The 17933-nt window shown below is 61.8% G+C and carries 11 protein-coding genes; 9 read left to right on the forward strand and 2 right to left on the reverse strand.

Annotation, left to right across the window (positions count from 1 at the left end):
* The first annotated feature begins 298 nt into the window (after window positions 1-298).
* From recC to AC07YV_RS06220, 7 genes are all read left to right on the forward strand, one after another.
* Entirely contained in the window at window positions 299-3748 is a 3450-nt protein-coding gene (gene recC, locus AC07YV_RS06190) for an exodeoxyribonuclease V subunit gamma (RefSeq protein WP_102698923.1), read from the forward strand.
* Window positions 3748-7437 (forward strand): exodeoxyribonuclease V subunit beta, encoded by a 3690-nt coding sequence (gene recB / locus AC07YV_RS06195; protein WP_102698922.1) that lies wholly within the window; start codon window positions 3748-3750, stop codon window positions 7435-7437. Before recC ends, recB begins: the two co-directional genes overlap by 1 nt.
* A complete protein-coding gene (recD, locus tag AC07YV_RS06200; protein ID WP_102698921.1) occupies window positions 7434-9536 on the forward strand; it encodes an exodeoxyribonuclease V subunit alpha in 2103 nt (700 codons plus the stop codon). Before recB ends, recD begins: the two co-directional genes overlap by 4 nt.
* Before the next feature lie 119 nt (window positions 9537-9655).
* A complete protein-coding gene (yfiR, locus tag AC07YV_RS06205) occupies window positions 9656-10231 on the forward strand; it encodes a regulatory sequestration protein YfiR (protein ID WP_102698920.1) in 576 nt (191 codons plus the stop codon).
* Window positions 10228-11496, forward strand: a complete 1269-nt coding sequence (gene dgcN / locus AC07YV_RS06210) for a diguanylate cyclase DgcN/YfiN (RefSeq protein ID WP_102698919.1) — start codon at window positions 10228-10230, stop codon at window positions 11494-11496. Before yfiR ends, dgcN begins: the two co-directional genes overlap by 4 nt.
* Window positions 11497-11501: 5 nt before the next feature.
* Window positions 11502-12005: an outer membrane lipoprotein YfiB gene (gene yfiB / locus AC07YV_RS06215; protein WP_173900794.1), complete on the forward strand. Its 504-nt coding sequence runs from the start codon at window positions 11502-11504 to the stop codon at window positions 12003-12005.
* Between the two features lie 227 nt (window positions 12006-12232).
* The gene (locus AC07YV_RS06220; RefSeq protein WP_102698918.1) at window positions 12233-13777 is read left to right on the forward strand and encodes a class I SAM-dependent methyltransferase; all 1545 of its coding nucleotides are present in this window, start codon (window positions 12233-12235) and stop codon (window positions 13775-13777) included.
* A gap of 101 nt (window positions 13778-13878) precedes the next feature.
* Here the strand turns inward: AC07YV_RS06220 and AC07YV_RS06225 are convergent, their stop codons facing one another.
* Window positions 13879-14826 (reverse strand): LysR family transcriptional regulator, encoded by a 948-nt coding sequence (locus AC07YV_RS06225; RefSeq protein WP_102698917.1) that lies wholly within the window; start codon window positions 14824-14826, stop codon window positions 13879-13881.
* A gap of 150 nt (window positions 14827-14976) precedes the next feature.
* Between AC07YV_RS06225 and AC07YV_RS06230 the strand changes: the two genes are divergently transcribed.
* Window positions 14977-16503 (forward strand): CoA-acylating methylmalonate-semialdehyde dehydrogenase, encoded by a 1527-nt coding sequence (locus AC07YV_RS06230; RefSeq protein ID WP_102698916.1) that lies wholly within the window; start codon window positions 14977-14979, stop codon window positions 16501-16503.
* Between the two features lie 10 nt (window positions 16504-16513).
* Window positions 16514-17401, forward strand: coding sequence for a 3-hydroxyisobutyrate dehydrogenase (gene mmsB, locus AC07YV_RS06235; RefSeq protein WP_102698915.1), 888 nt, complete (start codon window positions 16514-16516; stop codon window positions 17399-17401).
* A gap of 165 nt (window positions 17402-17566) precedes the next feature.
* On the opposite strand, the gene AC07YV_RS06240 is transcribed toward mmsB, so the two are convergent.
* Window positions 17567-17911, reverse strand: a complete 345-nt coding sequence (locus AC07YV_RS06240; RefSeq protein ID WP_007900627.1) for a cupin domain-containing protein — start codon at window positions 17909-17911, stop codon at window positions 17567-17569.
* Window positions 17912-17933 lie beyond the last annotated feature (22 nt).

Below are 17933 nucleotides of genomic sequence, written 5' to 3' on the forward strand. Positions count from 1 at the left end.
ACGATGCATCGCCGATGGTAGTGTGGGGTTTCCCCATGTGAGAGTAGGTCATCGTCAAGATTAAATTCCGAAACCCCTATCTGCGTATGCAGGTAGGGGTTTTGTTTTTTCGCCTCCGTACACCTCAAACGCTGTTCCCTGTAGGAGCGAGCCTGCTCCGGGCGGCGTTCCGACGAAGAACTTCAGGGCACCGCGTTACCCCAGACAACCCGCGTCATCGTTGATGACCTTCGCGAGCGAGCTCGCTCCTACAAATGCTAAAGTCGTCCCTCGAATTTGCATTTTCCAAGGAAGCCTTATGCCGGACGCCACGTCCCTCAGTGCTGGATTCATGGTGGTTCACGGCAATCGCCTGGACGAGTTGCGCAGCCTGGTGGTCAGCTGGATGCGGCGCTACCCGCTGGCTCCCCTGGAGAATGAAATCGCGTTGGTGCAAAGCAATGGCATTGCCCAATGGCTGAAGCTGGCACTGGCGGAAGATGCCGAAGAAGACGACATGGGCGGCTGCGGCATCGCCGCCGCCATCGACGTGCAGTTGCCCGGCAGTTTCATGTGGCAGCTCTATCGCATGGTCCTTGGGCGCGATGAAATTCCGGCCAAGTCCCTGCTCGATAAAGCCCCGCTGACCTGGCGATTGATGCGCCTGCTGCCGCAGTTGATCAACCAGCCACACTTCGAGCCGCTGCAGCGCTTCCTGACCCATGACACCGATCTGCGCAAACGCTACCAATTGGCTGAGCGTCTGGCGGACCTGTTCGACCAGTACCAGGTCTATCGGGCTGACTGGCTTGAAGACTGGGCAGAAGGTCGACATCAGACAAGAAGCGCCAGGGGCGAGGCCAAAGCCCTGACGCCGGCCAATTGCTGGCAGGCAGAGTTATGGCGCGCACTCTTGCTGGATGTCGGAGAGCAAGGCATGGCGCAAAGCCGTGCCGGGGTCCATCAGCGATTCGTCGAGCGCATCAACAACCTCGAAACAGCTCCCCAGGGATTGCCCTCGCGAGTGATCGTTTTCGGGATTTCTTCGCTGCCTGCCCAAGCCCTGGAAGCACTGGCGGGGCTGGCCCGATTCAGCCAGGTCCTGCTGTGCGTACATAACCCGTGTCGCCACCATTGGGCGGACATCGTCGCCGATAAAGACCTGTTGCGTCATCAATACAAGCGTCAGGCCCGCAAGAGCGGCATGCCGGTAGTAATCGATCCGCAAACCCTGCACCAGCATGCTCACCCGCTGCTGGCTGCCTGGGGTAAACAGGGGCGGGACTACATCAACCTGCTCGACAGTTACGACGATCCCAACAGCTATCGCTCGGCATTCCGTGACGGGCGCATCGACCTGTTCAGTGACGGTCAGCCGCTGAATGTGCTCAACCAGTTGCAGGATGACATCCTTGAATTGCGTCCCCTCAACGAGACTCGGGAGCGCTGGCCGGCCATCGATCTGCACACGGACGAATCGATCCGTTTTCACATTGCCCATAGCGCCCAGCGAGAAGTCGAGATACTTCACGATCAACTGCTCGCGCGCTTCAGTGCCGATCCGACATTGCGCCCCCGGGACATCATCGTGATGGTCCCGGACATCGACAGCTACGCCCCGCACATTCGTGCCGTGTTTGGCCAGCTCGACCGTCAGGACCCGCGCTTCATTCCGTTCACGCTGGCTGACCAGGGCCAGCGTGGTCGCGATCCACTGCTGATTGCGGTCGAGCACCTGCTCAAGCTGCCTGACAGCCGTTTCCCCGTCAGTGAAATTCTCGATCTGCTGGACGTCCCGGCACTGCGCGCCCGCTTTGGTGTCGAGGAGCGTGACCTGCCGACGTTGCACCGCTGGATCGAAGGTGCCGGCATTCGCTGGGGCATGAATGCCGAGCAACGTGCCGGACTCGGGCTGCCCAATGAGCTGGAGCAAAACAGCTGGCGTTTCGGCTTGCGACGGATGTTGCTCGGTTATGCCGTTGGCTGCGCCGATGCCTATGAGGGCATCGAACCCTACGACGAAATCGGTGGTCTGGACGCTGCGCTCATAGGTCCGCTGGTGGCTCTGCTGGACGCGCTGGATGTGGCTCACCACGAACTCTCTCAGCCTGCACCGCCGCGGCAATGGGGTTTGCGTTTGCAGGCGTTGGTGCAGTTGTTCTTCCTCGCCAGCAACGAACACGATGACTACTTGCTGGCCCAGCTCGAAGAGCTGCGCGAGACCTGGCTCGAGACCTGCGAGTCCGTCGGCCTGCAGGACGAGTTGCCGCTGACGGTCGTCCGTGAAGCCTGGCTTGCAGGCCTGGATCAGGGCCGTTTGTCCCAACGCTTTCTGGCCGGTGCGGTGAACTTCTGCACCTTGATGCCCATGCGCGCTATCCCGTTCAAGCTGGTCTGCCTGCTGGGCATGAATGACGGCGATTATCCGCGCGCGCAACCGCCGCTGGATTTCGATCTGATGGGCAGTGATTACCGGCCAGGCGATCGCTCCCGACGCGAAGATGACCGTTACCTGCTACTGGAAGCCTTGCTGTCGGCGCGTGATCAGCTCTACATCAGTTGGGTGGGCCGCAGCATCCGCGACAACAGCGAGAGGCCGGCGTCGGTATTGATCGGCCAGTTGCGTGACCACTTGGCCAGCGGTTGGCGACTGGCACAGAGTAGCGAGGATCTGCTTGAAGCCATGACCCGGGAACACCCCTTGCAACCTTTCAGCGCCCGCTACTTTCACGAAGGGGATGAGTCGTTCAGCTACGCCACCGAATGGCAGGTCCTTCATCAAGCGGCAGAGCAACAGGCGAGCGCCGAAGTGCTCGAGCCTCACGTTCAGGACGAACCCCTCAGCCTCGGTCAACTGCAGGATTTCCTGCGCAATCCGGTACGGCACTTTTTCAGCCAGCGACTGAAAGTCTTCTTCGAGGCGGCTGAAGTGCCGTTGGCCGATGAAGAGCCTTTTGTCCTGGATGCGTTGCAGCGTTACAGCCTCAGCGACCGTTTGCTCGAAGCGGCACTGGCAGATCCGGAACATACCGGACAGGCACTGGAGGATCAGGCCAAACGCCTGCAAAACAGCGGGCTGCTGCCCATCGCCGGTTTCGGTGAGTGCCTGCAACGTGAATTGATCGAACCATTGCCCGACTTGCTGCAACGCCACCAACAGCTCCTGGCTTTGTGGCCGACACCCCTCAGCAGTGCGTTGCCCGTCAATCTTGAACTGCAAGGCCTGCACATCGAGGGCTGGCTCAGCGGCCTGCATCAGCGTGCTGATGGTGGTTTGCTGTCTGTCACGACGATCCCCAACAGTATCGGCTCGATCAAATCGCGCAAATGGCATCGACTGACGCGCCCGTGGCTCACGCATCTGGTGGCCTGCGCCAGTGGCATGGCGTTGACCACCGCATTGGTGGCCAGCGACGACAGCCTGTTGCTCGCACCGATGGACGAGTCCACGGCGCGGAAAATTCTCGGCGATCTGCTGATGGCCTGGCAGTCGGGTATGCGCCAGCCTCTGCCGATCGCGGTCAAGACAGCCTTTGCTTGGCTTGGGCAAACCGACCCGGTCAAAGCCGCGGCCGCTGCGCGCAAGGCCTATGAAGGCGACGGACAGACGACGGACGGAGAGCGACGCGAAAGTCCGGCACTCGCACGCCAGTTCGCCGATTACGATGCCCTGAGCGCCGATGAAACCTTCCCCGACTGGTGTGATGCGCTCTATCGCCCGCTGCTTGAAGCACCCTGGCGTTCACTGTCCAGCGAGGAGTCGCGTTGATGAGTACAAAGACACCGCTGGCCCTGGCGTTTCCGCTGCGTGGCAGTCAACTGATCGAAGCCAGCGCCGGGACCGGCAAGACTTTCACCATTTCCGCGTTGTACCTGCGCCTGGTGCTTGGCAATGGCGGCGAAGACAGTGGCTTCGGACGTGAGCTCTTGCCGCCGCAAATCCTCGTCGTGACCTTTACCGACGCCGCCACCAAAGAGTTGCGCGAACGCATTCGCACGCGGCTCGCCGAGGCCGCACGCTTTTTCCGCGATGAAACGCCGGCCCCCGACAGCCTGATTGCCGAGCTGCGTGACCAGTACTTGCCCGAGCAATGGCCCGGGTGCGCAAACCGCCTGGATATCGCCGCCCAATGGATGGACGAGGCAGCGGTGTCGACTATCCACAGTTGGTGCCAGCGCATGTTGCGCGAGCACGCCTTCGACAGCGGCAGCCTGTTTACCCAGACCCTGGAAACCGACCACAGCGACTTGCTGGGGGAAGTCCTGCGCGATTACTGGCGGCTGTTCTGCTACCCGATGCAAGGTGATGCGCTGAATTGGGTGCGCAGCAATTGGGGCGGTCCGGCGGCGCTGCTGCCGCGGATTCGTGCGCTGTTCGCCAGTGAGCGCGATTCGCTTCAAGGGAAAGAGCCCGCCGAGGTGATTTCGCAATGCTTGCAGGAGCGACGGGCGGCACTGATCGAACTGAAAAAGCCCTGGCTGCAGTGGGCGGACGAGTTGCTTGCAATCTGTCACCAGGGCGTTGCCAGCAAGGCTGTCGACGGTCGCAAGATGCAGGCACGCTATTTCGAACCCTGGTTCGAAAAAATCAAAGCCTGGGCCGAGGATGAATCCCTTGAGCAACTGGATATCGGCACCGGTTTCACGCGACTGACCCCTGATGGCATGGCCGAAGCCTGGAAGGGCGAAGCGCCTCGACATCCGGGGCTCGATGCCATGGCCGGTCTCAAGGCCTGTCTCGACGGGTTGCCAACGCCCGATGCCGCCGTACTGCAACATGCCGCCCGCTGGGTCGGGGCGCGATTCGAGGAAGAGAAACGCCGTCGTGCGGAAATGGGTTTCGACGACATGTTGCTGCGCCTGGATGCGGCCTTGCAGTCCGATGGCGGCGAGCGCCTGGCCACCCTGATTCGTGAACAGTTTCCGGTCGCCCTGATCGATGAGTTCCAGGACACCGACCCGGTGCAATACCGGATCTTCGAGAGCATTTACCGGATTGAGGAGAACAGCCCCGAGTGCGGCCTGTTCCTGATCGGCGACCCGAAACAGGCGATCTACGCGTTTCGCGGTGCCGACATCCATACCTACCTGCGCGCCCGTCAGGCCACTACCGGCCGCCTGCACACCCTGGGCACCAACTTCCGCTCAAGCCATGGCATGGTCAACGCGGTGAACCATGTGTTCGAGCGTGCCGAAGCCCGGGAGTCGGGACGGGGCGCATTCCTCTTTCGGGAACCGAATGGCAATAACCCGGTTCCGTTCATGCCGGTGGCCTCCCAGGGCCGCAAAGAAGTCCTGCATATCAATAATCAGCCTGTTCCGGCCTTGAACATCTGGCACTTGTCGGCCGAACAACCGTTGTCCGGCGCGGTGTACCGGCAACATCTGGCGGCGGCCTGCGCCAGTGAAATCACGGCATTGCTCAATGGCGGGCAGCAGGGGCAAGCGGGGTTCACCCAGGACGGCAAAGCCTTCAGAGGCCTGCTGCCGGCGGACATCGCCATCCTGGTACGCGATGGCAAGGAAGCGCAGGCGGTGCGTGGCGAAATGGCTGCGCGGGGCGTGCGCAGTGTTTACCTGTCGGATAAGGACTCGGTGTTCGCCGCCCAGGAGGCGCACGACGTGCTGACCTGGCTCAAGGCCTGCGCCGAGCCGGATGTCGAACGCCCGCTACGGGCCGCGTTGGCCAGCATCACCTTGAACCTTTCGTTGACCGAGCTGGAGCGGCTGAATCAGGACGAGTTGGCCTGGGAGTCCCGGGTCATGCAGTTCCGTGGCTATCGCGAAGTCTGGCGCAAGCAGGGTGTACTGCCGATGCTGCGCCGTTTGCTGCACGACTTCCGCCTGCCCCAGGCGTTGATCGCACGCAGTGACGGCGAGCGGGTCTTGACGAACCTCCTGCACCTGTCCGAATTGCTGCAACAGGCAGCCGCCGAACTCGATGGCGAACAAGCGCTGATCCGGCATTTGTCCGAGCATCTGGCGTTGTCCGGTCAGGCAGGCGAGGAGCAGATCCTGCGTCTGGAAAGTGATGAGCAACTGGTCAAGGTCGTGACCATCCACAAGTCCAAAGGCCTTGAATACCCCTTGGTGTTCCTGCCGTTCATTTGCTCGGCGAAGCCCGTGGACGGCAGTCGCCTGCCGTTGCACTACCACGATGAATCAGGCAATGCCCAGGTCACTTTGAAGCCAACGGCAGAATTGATTGCCCTGGCCGACGATGAGCGTCTGGCCGAGGATCTGCGCTTGCTCTATGTCGCCCTGACCCGGGCGCAACACGCCTGCTGGCTGGGGGTGGCTGACCTCAAGCGCGGCAACAACAATGGTTCGGTGCTGCATCTGTCGGCGCTGGGTTATCTGTTGGGGGGTGGTGCGCCATTGGCCGACTCCCCGGCGTTGCAGCAGTGGTTGCGCGACCTGCAACAGGACTGCCCGGCGCTGGCGTATGCCCAGATGCCTGATGCGACAATAGAGCATTACCAGCCACCGCAAAACGACGCGGCGCTGCTGGCTCCGCTGATCCCGAAACGCAAGGCCAGTGAAAACTGGTGGATCGCCTCTTACAGCGCATTGCGCATTGGCGACACCCTGAGTGTCGGCACGGACGAGGCGCCGGAGAGTCCGCAGGCGCAAAAACTGTTCGATGACGAACGTCTCGACCCGCAGGCTCCCAGGGAAGTGGTGGCCAGTGGCGGCGATATCCATCGCTTCCCGCGCGGCCCGAACCCCGGCACCTTCCTCCATGGTCTGCTCGAATGGGCGGGGGGCGAGGGGTTTGCCGCGGCACCCCAGGAGGTGATCGACGCCATTGCCCGTCGCTGCAATCGCCGAGGCTGGGAGGGCTGGATCACCACGCTGAGTGACTGGCTGCAGCATCTGCTCAAGTCGCCGTTGCAACTGGGTGCCGATCAGGCGCCGGTGATATTCGGGCAGTTGACGCAATACCAGGTCGAGATGGAATTCTGGTTCGCCAGCCACAAGGTCGATGTGCTCAAGCTCGATGCGCTGGTGTGTCAGTACACTCATGACGGTGTGGCCCGGGTGGCCGCCGAACCGGTGCTGCTCAACGGCATGTTCAAGGGCTTCATCGACCTGACGTTCGAGCACAACGGCCGCTATTACGTTGCCGACTACAAATCCAACTGGCTTGGCGCCGATGATGCGGCCTACACCTTGCCGGCCATGGAGCAGTCGATTCTCGACAACCGCTATGACCTGCAATACGTGTTGTACCTGTTGGCCCTGCATCGCCAGCTCAAGGCGCGGCTCGCCGATTACGACTACGACCGGCATGTCGGCGGTGCGTTGTACCTGTTTTTGCGGGGTACGCGTGCGACCAGCCAGGGGGTGTTTTTCACCCGTCCGCCAAGAGAACTGATCGAGCGTCTGGACAGGCTGTTCCAGGGCAAGCCAGAGCCCAAGGCCGAGCCCGCCTGGGAACAAGGAGTACTGTTATGAATCGCTCATTCGCCGATTTGCTGCCCACCTCGCTGGCAGTCGAAAGCCAGGCCGAACTCGCGCCGCTGAGTCGTGCCGACGACTTGCTGTTGCTGCTCACGCGTTGGGTCGAACGTGGCTGGCTGCGCGCACTGGACAAAGCCTTTGTGGCGTTTCTGCATGAGCTGGCGCCGGAGGATGATCCGTTGGTCTTGCTGGCTGCCGCGCTGACCAGCCACCAGCTGGGTCACGGGCATGTCTGCCTCGACCTGTTCGAGACGCTGAAAGAACCGGACTTCGCCCTGTCATTACCGCCCGAAGGTGACGTACAAGGCGGCGCCATGCTGTTGCCGTCGCAATTGCTCGGAGCGCTGGACGGTGCTCATTGGTGCAAGGTGCTGGCCGTCAGCAACCTGGTCGCCCTGGCCGCTGACAGCCGTGACAACGTGCGTGACCGGCCTTTGGTGTTATCGGGCAAACGCCTGTACCTGCGCCGCTATTGGGCCTACGAGCGGCGGATCGACCTTTCGCTGCGCGAGCGCCTGACGGAGCACGAGTCCACGCCGAACGACCTGCTCCAGCGCCTCACCGGTTTGTTTGGGCCTGCCCGGCCGGGTGAAGTGATTGACTGGCAAAAGCTGGCCTGCGCCCTGGCGACCCGCAGTGCCTTCAGCATCGTGACGGGGGGGCCGGGAACCGGCAAGACCACCACCGTCGTGCGCTTGCTGGCGTTGCTCCAGGCGCCGGCGGTCGAGGCCGGCATGCCTTTGCGCATCCGCCTCGCCGCACCGACCGGCAAGGCCGCGGCGCGTCTGACAGAGTCCATCAGCCAGCAAGTCCGGACCTTGAAAGTCAGCGAAGCCATACGCGAGAAGATCCCGTCCGATGTCACCACCGTTCACCGTCTGCTGGGCAGTCGGCCCGGGACACGTCATTTCCGGCACCACGCGGGCAATCGCCTGCCGCTGGATGTGCTGGTGGTGGACGAGGCCTCGATGATCGACCTGGAAATGATGGCCAATCTGCTCGACGCCTTGCCGGCCCATGCGCGCCTCGTGCTGTTGGGGGACAAGGACCAGTTGGCTTCGGTAGAAGCCGGTGCGGTACTGGGGGATCTGTGTCGTGACGCGGAGGCTGGCTGGTACAGCCCGCAGACACGCCAGTGGCTGGAAGCCGTCAGTGGCGAAAGCTTGCAGGCCGGTGGATTGCAGGAGGATACGCAGGGCGCGCATCCACTGGCCCAACAGGTGGTGATGTTGCGCCATTCCCGGCGATTCGGTGAGGGCAGCGGTATTGGTCAGCTCGCTCGTTGGGTCAACCAGCAGCAACCGGAAGAAGCCCGCAAGTTGTTGTCTGCGCGAAGCCATGACGATGTGTATGGCTTGTCCCTCAAGGGCGAGCAGGACCGGGCGCTGGAGCGGTTGCTGCTCGAAGGCCATGGTGAGGGCCCGCAAGGTTATCGGCATTACCTGACCTTACTGCGCAAACAGCGGCCGCCACTCGACAGCCCGCTGGAAGATTCACGCTGGACAGACTGGGCCCGAGAGGTGTTGCAAGCCTTCGACGCGTTCCAGCTGTTATGCGCCGTGCGCAAGGGGCCGTGGGGCGTGGAGGGCTTGAACCAGCGAGTGACGGAGGCGTTGCTCAGGGCACGCCTGATCGACAGCGATCAGCAGTGGTATGAAGGTCGCCCTGTGCTGATGACCCGCAACGATTACGGGCTGGGTTTGATGAATGGCGATATCGGCATCGCTCTCAAACTCCCGGAGCAGGAGGGCCACGGAAAACAGGTTTTGCGTGTGGCGTTCCCACGAAATGACGGTCAGGGCGGCGTGCGATTTGTCCTGCCAAGCCGCCTGAATGATGTCGAAACTGTATACGCCATGACCGTGCATAAATCCCAGGGCTCGGAGTTCGCGCACACCGCGTTGATTCTTCCCGACGCCTTGAATCCGGTCCTCACCAAGGAATTGATCTACACCGGGATTACCCGGGCCAAGGACTGGTTCACCCTGATCGAATCGCGGGCAGGCGTGTTTGAAGAAGCGGTGAAACGCCGGGTCAAGCGCTTGAGCGGGCTGATGCTGGAGCTGAAGGACGGCAGCGAGCCGACAGACTGAAAGGTCGGTGAGCGATTGTAGGAAATTGTCCGAAGCAGCGTAGTACGTGGCCTCGCTGGCATTTCCTCGCTGTGCTATCGTTGCGGCATCATTTCGCTTCGGTCCAAGAGTATCCCTGCATGAAGGTGGCTGTCAGGACGACAGAGCGCGTCGTTGGCTGTAAGAAAGCGCTGCTTGCCATCCTTCTTTGTCTGCTGGCCAGCGTCGCTTTCGCTCAATCGCAGCCCCCGGTGGGCATGGCCGACCAACGCGCCAAAGCGGTTACCCAGGTGGTCCTCGGAATCCTCAGCTATGCCCGCTGGCCCGTTGAGCCTTTGCTGCTGCGCCTGTGTCTGGTCGGCCCTACCGAATACACCGACGACCTGGTCAAAGGCACGACCCAGGCGACCGGTCGACCTGTCGCGGTGCAACGCTTGCTGGCCGACAACCCCGCGATTGTCAGTGACTGCGATGCGGTTTACATCGGCAAGCTGACTGGCGAAGAACGCAGCCGATTGTTTGCCGCGTTGATCGGGCATCCGGTGCTGAGCATTAGCGAGAGTGACGAGCAGTGCTCGGTCGGCAGCCTGTTTTGCTTGCGGGTCAGCGACGAGCAGGTGTCGTTCGAGGTCAATCTCGACTCCGTCGCTCGCAGCGGTGTACGCATCCATCCGAGCGTGCTGCAACTTTCCCGCCGCAAGCCGGCGGCGCCATGAAGCTACTGACTCCGGGCAGTCGCCCGACTTTGCATTCGGTCATCGGTCGCGGCAACTTGCTCGTCGCGCTGGTGGGCGTCGCCATGGCCAGTGTTTCGCTGACGTTGCTCGGCGTGCTGGCCTTGCGTGTGTACGCGGATCACAACCTGCACCTGATCGCACGCTCGATCACCTACACCGTGGAAGCCGCGGTGGTGTTCAACGACAAGCCTGCTGCCACCGAGGCGCTGGCGTTGATTGTGTCCACCGAAGAAGTGGCCGACGCCCAGGTGTTCGACCAGCGGGGGCAGTTGCTGGCCCGTTGGCAACGACCGGAAACCGACTGGGTATCTGATCTCGAACGGCACATCGCCAAAGCGTTTCTCGAAGAACCGATGAGCATGCCGATCCTCCATCAAGGACGGGAAGTCGGCAGCATCAGGCTCACCGGGCACGGCGGCAACCTGATGCGCTTTTTGCTCAGCGGCCTGGTGGGCATCCTCTTGTGCACGGCAGTGAGTGCCTGGGTTGCGCTCTTTCTGGCGCGCCGACAACTTCGCGGGATCATCAAGCCCCTGCGCAACCTGGCCACCGTCGCCCACGCCGCGCGCAGTGAACGGGCCTTCGACAAGCGCGTGCCGCCCGCCGACATTGCCGAGCTCGATGATTTCGGCAACGACTTCAATGCCCTGCTCGATGAGCTCGAAGCCTGGCAATCGCACCTGCAAAGCGAAAACGAATCCCTGGCGCATCAGGCCAGTCACGACAGCCTCACCGGATTGCCCAACCGGGCATTTTTCGAAGGTCGCCTGATGCGCGCGCTGCGCAACGCCAACAAGCTCGGCGAGCGAGTGGCGGTGTTGTTTCTCGACAGCGATCGCTTCAAGGAAATCAACGACAGTTTCGGCCATGCGGCGGGGGATGCGGTGTTGGTGGCCGTGGCCAACCGGGTTCGCGCGCAACTGCGGGAAGGGGACCTGGTGGCGCGCGTGGGTGGCGATGAGTTTGCCGTGCTGCTGACACCGCTGCACAAGACCGCAGACGCCGAACGAATTGCCGACAAGATTCTGGCCAGCATGGACATGCCGATTCCATTGCCGGGCAGTACCCAGGTGTTGACCTCACTCAGTATCGGCGTCGCGGTGTACCCGGATCATGGCGCAACGCCGGGTGCCCTGCTCAACGCCGCCGATGGTGCGATGTACCAGGCCAAGCGCCTGTCCCGAGGCGCACAGTACACGGCAGGGTCGGAGCACCCTGCCGCCGATGTTCAAAACAGGAGCTGAATTCCGTGTTCACTTTCAACCCGCGTTCCCTGCGTTTTTTCACCATGACCCTGCTCGTGGCCTTGCTGAGCCTGACCGGTTGCCAGACCGCCCCGCCAAAAGGCCTGACCCCGGCGCAGATCGCCGTGCTGAAACAGCAGGGTTTCGAGCTGACCGACGATGGCTGGGCCTTCGGGTTGTCCGGCAAGGTGTTGTTCGGCAGCGACGATGACAGCCTGAACCAGCAGAGCACCGAGATCGTCGAGCGCATCGGCAAGGCACTGCTCGGTGTAGGGATCGAGCGAGTGCGGGTCGATGGTCACACCGATGCATCGGGCAAAGAGGCCTACAACGAGCAACTGTCCGTGCGCCGGGCGAAAAGCGTGGCCAGGGTGCTCAACACGGTCGGCATGAAGCCGGAAAATATCCAGTTGCGCGGCCTGGGCAGCAGCGTACCGGTGGCCACCAACAGCACCTCCAGTGGCCGCACGGAGAATCGCCGGGTCGCCATCGTCGTCAGCTCCGACTGATCGGCGAGCGGCTCTTGGTGAGCTGGATAGGCGGACTCGCCAGCCTCCCTCATGCAAGCCAAGGGCGTCCCTGGCGTTCACGTTCAAGCTGTACCCACTGTGGCCGCAACGGCTACAGCCTGGTGTGGACACGAAAAGATTGCACACAGGCTGTTTATTGCTTGTAGGGCGTAAGAGCTACCCCTTATAAGAGCAACTTTTCACTCTCGAAATAAAGGGGTACAAGCATGAGCGACGCCTGGAACGAAGGGTATTTTACGGACGAGGGCTACACCTACAGCTACAGCCGGGAAATCAATCCAGTCTTCCAGCGCTATTGTTTGTTGTTGCGCGGTTTTTCCAGTCTTGAGACGACCGACGGCCATCACTGCGAATTGGGATTTGGTCAGGGTGTCTCGATCAATATCCATGCCGCCGCCAACCCAGGGGCCTACCTAGGCACGGATTTCCACCCGGGCCAGGCAGCCCATGCCAATGCACTGGCGACTGCCTGGAACAGCGATGCGCGACTGTATGACGACAGCTTCGAGCAGCTGCTCGCCCGCGACGACTTGCCACAATTCGACAGCATCAGCCTGCATGGCATCTGGACCTGGGTCAGCCGCGACAACCAGAAACTGATCGTCGAGTTCGCCCGTCGTCACCTCAAGCCCGGTGGCCTGCTGTACATCAGCTACAACTGCTTCCCCGGCTGGTCGCCGTCGGCGCCCTTGCGTCATCTGTTCAGGCTGCACGACCGCTTCGCCACGCACACCTCCGTTCGCCCGGACCAGCGTATCGAGGCCGCACTGCAATTCTCCGAAACGCTGCTGGCGGCCAATCCCAACTACGCCAGCGCGGTACCGAACCTGGACGACAAGCTCCAGGGCATCAAAGGCCAGGATCGTCAGTACGTCGCCCATGAATACTTCAACCGCGACTGGAACTGCATGTATTTCACCGACGTGGTCGATGCCCTGGCCCCTGCCAAACTCGACTACGCCACGACGGCCGTCCCGCTGGACTCGGTGGACCCGCTCAACTTGAGCGCAGAAGGCATGGACTTCCTGGAAGGAATCGAGCACCCGGTCATGCGTGAACAAGCGCGCGACTACTTCGTCAACCAGCAATTCCGTCGAGATCTGTACGTGCGCGGCGCCAGCCGACTGTCTGCCGCTGAACAGCGCCAGGGTATGTACAACACGCGTTTTGTCCTGCTGCAGGCGGCAGAAAGCCTATCTGACACCGTCAGGGGGCCTGCCGGCGAAGCGACGCTGCAGGCAGAGGTCTATGGCCCTGTACTCGAAGCGCTGACGGCCAACGCCTATGCACCGAAAACGTTGCGCCAGTTGGCCGTGGCCGTGCCCTCGATGCCTTATGACGATCTGGTGCAGGCCATCACCGTATTGATCGGGATGGGCGCTGCAGCACCGTGCCAGAGCGAAGTGGCCGAGAAACTGGTGCAGGCGCGCTGCAACACCCTCAATCTGCAGCTTTGCAAACGTGCGTTGCTCAGCAACAAAATCCAGGTCCTGGCCAGTCCGGTAACGGGCGGCGGCGTGCCGGTCAGCCGCTTCCAGCTGCTGTTCCTGATATCCATCAAGCAAGGCAGAAAACATCCGGCTGAATGGGCACAGCTGGCGTGGGGCGTTCTCGCTGAACAAGGCGAAGTCCTCATCAAGGACAATCAGCCGCTGACCACGGCTGAAGAGAATATCGCCGAACTGACTGAACAGGCCGAAGCGTTTGCCGAGCAATCGCTGGTGGTTCTCAAGGCGTTGAACATCATTTGACCGACAGAGGGGGGTGCAGGCACCCCCCATCATGGGAACCCTCGCGTGGGCTTTAACCTGCTGACCTCATTACGGTGCCGCTACCTGATTCCTTCAGATTTTCAGTCGGCAAACAACATCTCCCGGCTTTCGCCCATCAACAGGCCCTGATTCTGCTCGGTGACCTCCCGGATGTAATCCCACAACAGGGTGATCCGCTTGAGCTTGCGCAGGTCTTCGCGGCAGTACATCCAGAACTGTCGGGTGATGTTGATTTCCTGCGGCAACACCGGCAGCAGGCGCGGGTCTTGCGTGGCGAGGAAGCACGGCAGGATCGCCAGTGAGCGCCCCTGCTGCGCCGCCACGAACTGCGCGATCACGCTGGTGCTGCGCAGGTTGGCGCTGGCACCGGGCAGTACATTGGCCAGGTACAACAGCTCCGAGCTGAACGCCAGGTCGTCGACGTAACTGATAAACGAATGTTTCGCCAGGTCTGCCGGGCGGCGGATGGCCGGGTGGTTGTCGAGATAATCCTGGGTCGCGTACAGCTGCAACCGGTAGTCGCACAGTTTGCAGCAGACGTACGGGCCATGCTCCGGACGCTCCAGGGCGATGACGATGTCGGCCTCGCGCTTGGACAGGCTGATGAAGTGCGGCAGCGGCAGGATGTCCACCGAGATCGCCGGGTAGGTGTCGACGAAGTGGCTCAACTGCGGCGTGATGAAAAAGCTGCCGAAGCCTTCGGTGCAGCCCATGCGCACATGACCGGACAGCGCCACGCCGGACCCGGAAACCTGCTCGCACGCCATGTGCAAGGTGCTTTCGATCGATTCGGCATACCCCATCAACCGCTGGCCTTCGGCGGTCAGGACAAAGCCGTTGGTCCGGGACTTCTCGAACAGCAAGGTGCCCAGCGCCGTTTCCAGCGAACTGATGCGCCGCGACACCGTGGTGTAGTCCACCGCCAGGCGCTTGGCCGCGGTGCTGGCCTTGCGGGTGCGGGCGACCTCGAGGAAAAACTTGAGGTCATCCCAGTTCAACGAGCCGAGGGAGGTGATGTTTTTTTGCATGTTGGACCGGTTTTTATGTGCGTTCTTATCAGAAGTTTGCACATCTATACTCCAAAAACAGTCCGAGAACCAATTCGCGACACACAGCTCATCTCAAGGCGACTTTCTCGCCTTGGCTCCCAAGATAACAACAAAGATTCGGAGACCCACATGAACGTATCGCTCACGCCTAACGAAACCACCGTGCAAAAGGTCAAACTGTTGATCGACGGCGAGTGGGTCGAATCCAAGACCACCGAATGGCACGACATCATCAACCCGGCGACCCAGCAAGTGCTGGCCAAAGTTCCGTTTGCCACCGCCGAAGAAGTCGATGCCGCCATCAGCGCCGCTCATCGTGCGTTCCAGACCTGGAAGCTGACCCCCATCGGCGCGCGGATGCGCATCATGCTCAAGCTCCAGGCGCTGATTCGCGAACACTCCAAGCGCATCGCCGCGGTCCTGAGCGCCGAGCAAGGCAAGACCATTGCCGACGCCGAAGGCGATATTTTCCGTGGCCTGGAAGTGGTCGAGCACGCCTGCTCCATCGGCAGCCTGCAAATGGGCGAGTTCGCTGAAAACGTCGCCGGTGGCGTCGACACCTACACCCTGCGCCAGCCGATCGGCGTGTGCGCGGGCATTACCCCGTTCAACTTCCCGGCGATGATTCCGCTGTGGATGTTCCCGATGGCCATCGCCTGCGGTAACACCTTCGTGCTCAAGCCGTCGGAACAGGACCCGATGTCGACCATGCTCCTGGTGGAGCTGGCGATCGAGGCGGGCATTCCGGCCGGCGTGCTCAACGTCGTGCATGGCGGCAAGGACGTGGTGGACGGACTCTGCACCCACAAGGACATCAAGGCGGTTTCCTTCGTCGGTTCGACCGCCGTCGGTACTCATGTCTATGACCTGGCCGGTAAACACGGCAAGCGCGTGCAATCGATGATGGGCGCCAAGAACCACGCCGTGGTGCTGCCGGACGCCAATCGCGAACAGGCGCTGAATGCGCTGGTGGGTGCCGGCTTCGGTGCTGCCGGTCAACGCTGCATGGCCACTTCTGTGGTGGTGCTGGTGGGTGCGGCCAAGCAATGGCTGCCGGACCTCAAGGCGCTGGCGCAGAAGCTCAAGGTCAATGCCGGCAGCGAGCCGGGCACTGATGTCGGTCCGGTGATCTCGAAAAAAGCCAAGGCGCGGATTCTCGACCTGATCGAAAGCGGCATCAAGGAAGGCGCCAAACTGGAACTGGACGGTCGCGAGATCTCGGTTCCGGGTTACGAGAAGGGCAACTTTGTCGGCCCGACCCTGTTCTCCGGCGTGACCACCGACATGCAGATCTACACCCAGGAAATCTTCGGCCCGGTGCTGGTGGTGCTGGAAGTCGCCACCCTCGACGAGGCCATCGCCCTGGTCAACGCCAACCCGTTTGGCAACGGCACGGGCCTGTTCACCCAGAGCGGTGCGGCGGCACGTAAATTCCAGAACGAGATCGACGTCGGCCAGGTCGGCATCAACATCCCGATTCCGGTACCGGTCCCATTCTTCAGCTTCACCGGTTCGCGCGGCTCCAAGCTCGGCGACCTCGGTCCGTACGGCAAGCAAGTGGTGCAGTTCTACACTCAGACCAAGACCGTCACCAGTCGCTGGTTCGATGACAACAGCGTCAACGACGGTGTGAACACCACGATCAACCTGCGATAAGGAGCCGGATATGAAAATCGCTTTTATCGGTCTGGGCAACATGGGCGCGCCGATGGCGCGCAACCTGATCAAGGCCGGCCATGCGCTGCGCCTGGTGGACCTGAACAAGGCTGTGCTGGCGGAGCTGGAGCAGTTGGGCGGCAGTATCAGCCCTTCGGCCCGTGAAGCGGCAGAGGGCGCCGAACTGGTGATCACCATGCTGCCTGCCGCGGTGCATGTGCGCAGTGTGTGGCTGGGTGAAGACGGTGTGCTCGCCGGTATCGGCAAAGGCGTGCCGGCCGTCGATTGCAGCACCATCGATCCGCAGACCGCGCGGGACGTGGCCGCCGCCGCTGCCAAACAGGGCGTGACCATGGCCGATGCGCCGGTCTCTGGCGGTACTGGTGGTGCAGCCGCCGGGACCCTGACCTTCATGGTCGGCGCCACGCCTGAACTGTTCGCCACCCTGCAACCGGTACTGGCGCAGATGGGCCGCAACATCGTCCATTGTGGTGAGGTCGGCACCGGGCAAATCGCTAAAATCTGCAACAACCTGCTGCTGGGGATTTCCATGGTCGGCGTCAGCGAAGCCATGGCCCTGGGTGATGCCCTGGGCATCGACACCAAGGTGCTGGCGGGCATCATCAACAGTTCCACAGGGCGTTGCTGGAGTTCGGAGATGTACAACCCGTGGCCGGGCATCGTCGAAACAGCACCGGCGTCGCGCGGCTACACCGGCGGCTTCGGGGCCGAACTGATGCTCAAGGATCTGGGGCTGGCCACTGAAGCGGCGCGTCAGGCGCACCAGCCGGTGGTGCTTGGCGCGGTGGCCCAGCAGTTGTATCAGGCGATGAGTTTGCGTGGGGAAGGTGGCAACGACTTCTCGGCGATCATCAATAGCTATCGCAAGCCGCAATAGCAAAAACTGTGGGAGCGAGCTTGCTCGCGATGAGGTCGTTACAGTCGACATTGATGGTGACTGACCCACCGCTATCGCGAGCAAGCTCGCTCCCACAGGGTACGGCGCTTACCTAAAGACTTTTGACCGGGAGATCACGTCGGGTGATCCCCCGGTTTTTTTGCATCAGGCAAACACGAAATACTTACGCACGGTTTCCACCACTTCCCAGGTGCCTTTCATCCCGGGCTCGATGACAAAAATGTCACCCGCGCGCAGGTGGATCGGCGCCATGCCTTCGGGGGTGATGATGCAGTAGCCTTCCTGGAAATGGCAGTACTCCCACTTCACGTATTCCACATACCACTTGCCCGGCGTGCAGATCCAGGTGCCCATGATCTTGCTGCCGTCTTCACTGGTGTAGGCGTTGAGGTTGACGGTGTGCGGGTCGCCTTCGAGCTTTTCCCATTTGCAGGCGTCGAGCACGGGCAGCGGGTGGGTGTCGCGAAGAACGGTAATCGGTGCGGTCATGATGACTCCGGGCAGTGGGCTC

The organism is Pseudomonas sp. GW456-E7, from assembly GCF_059424105.1.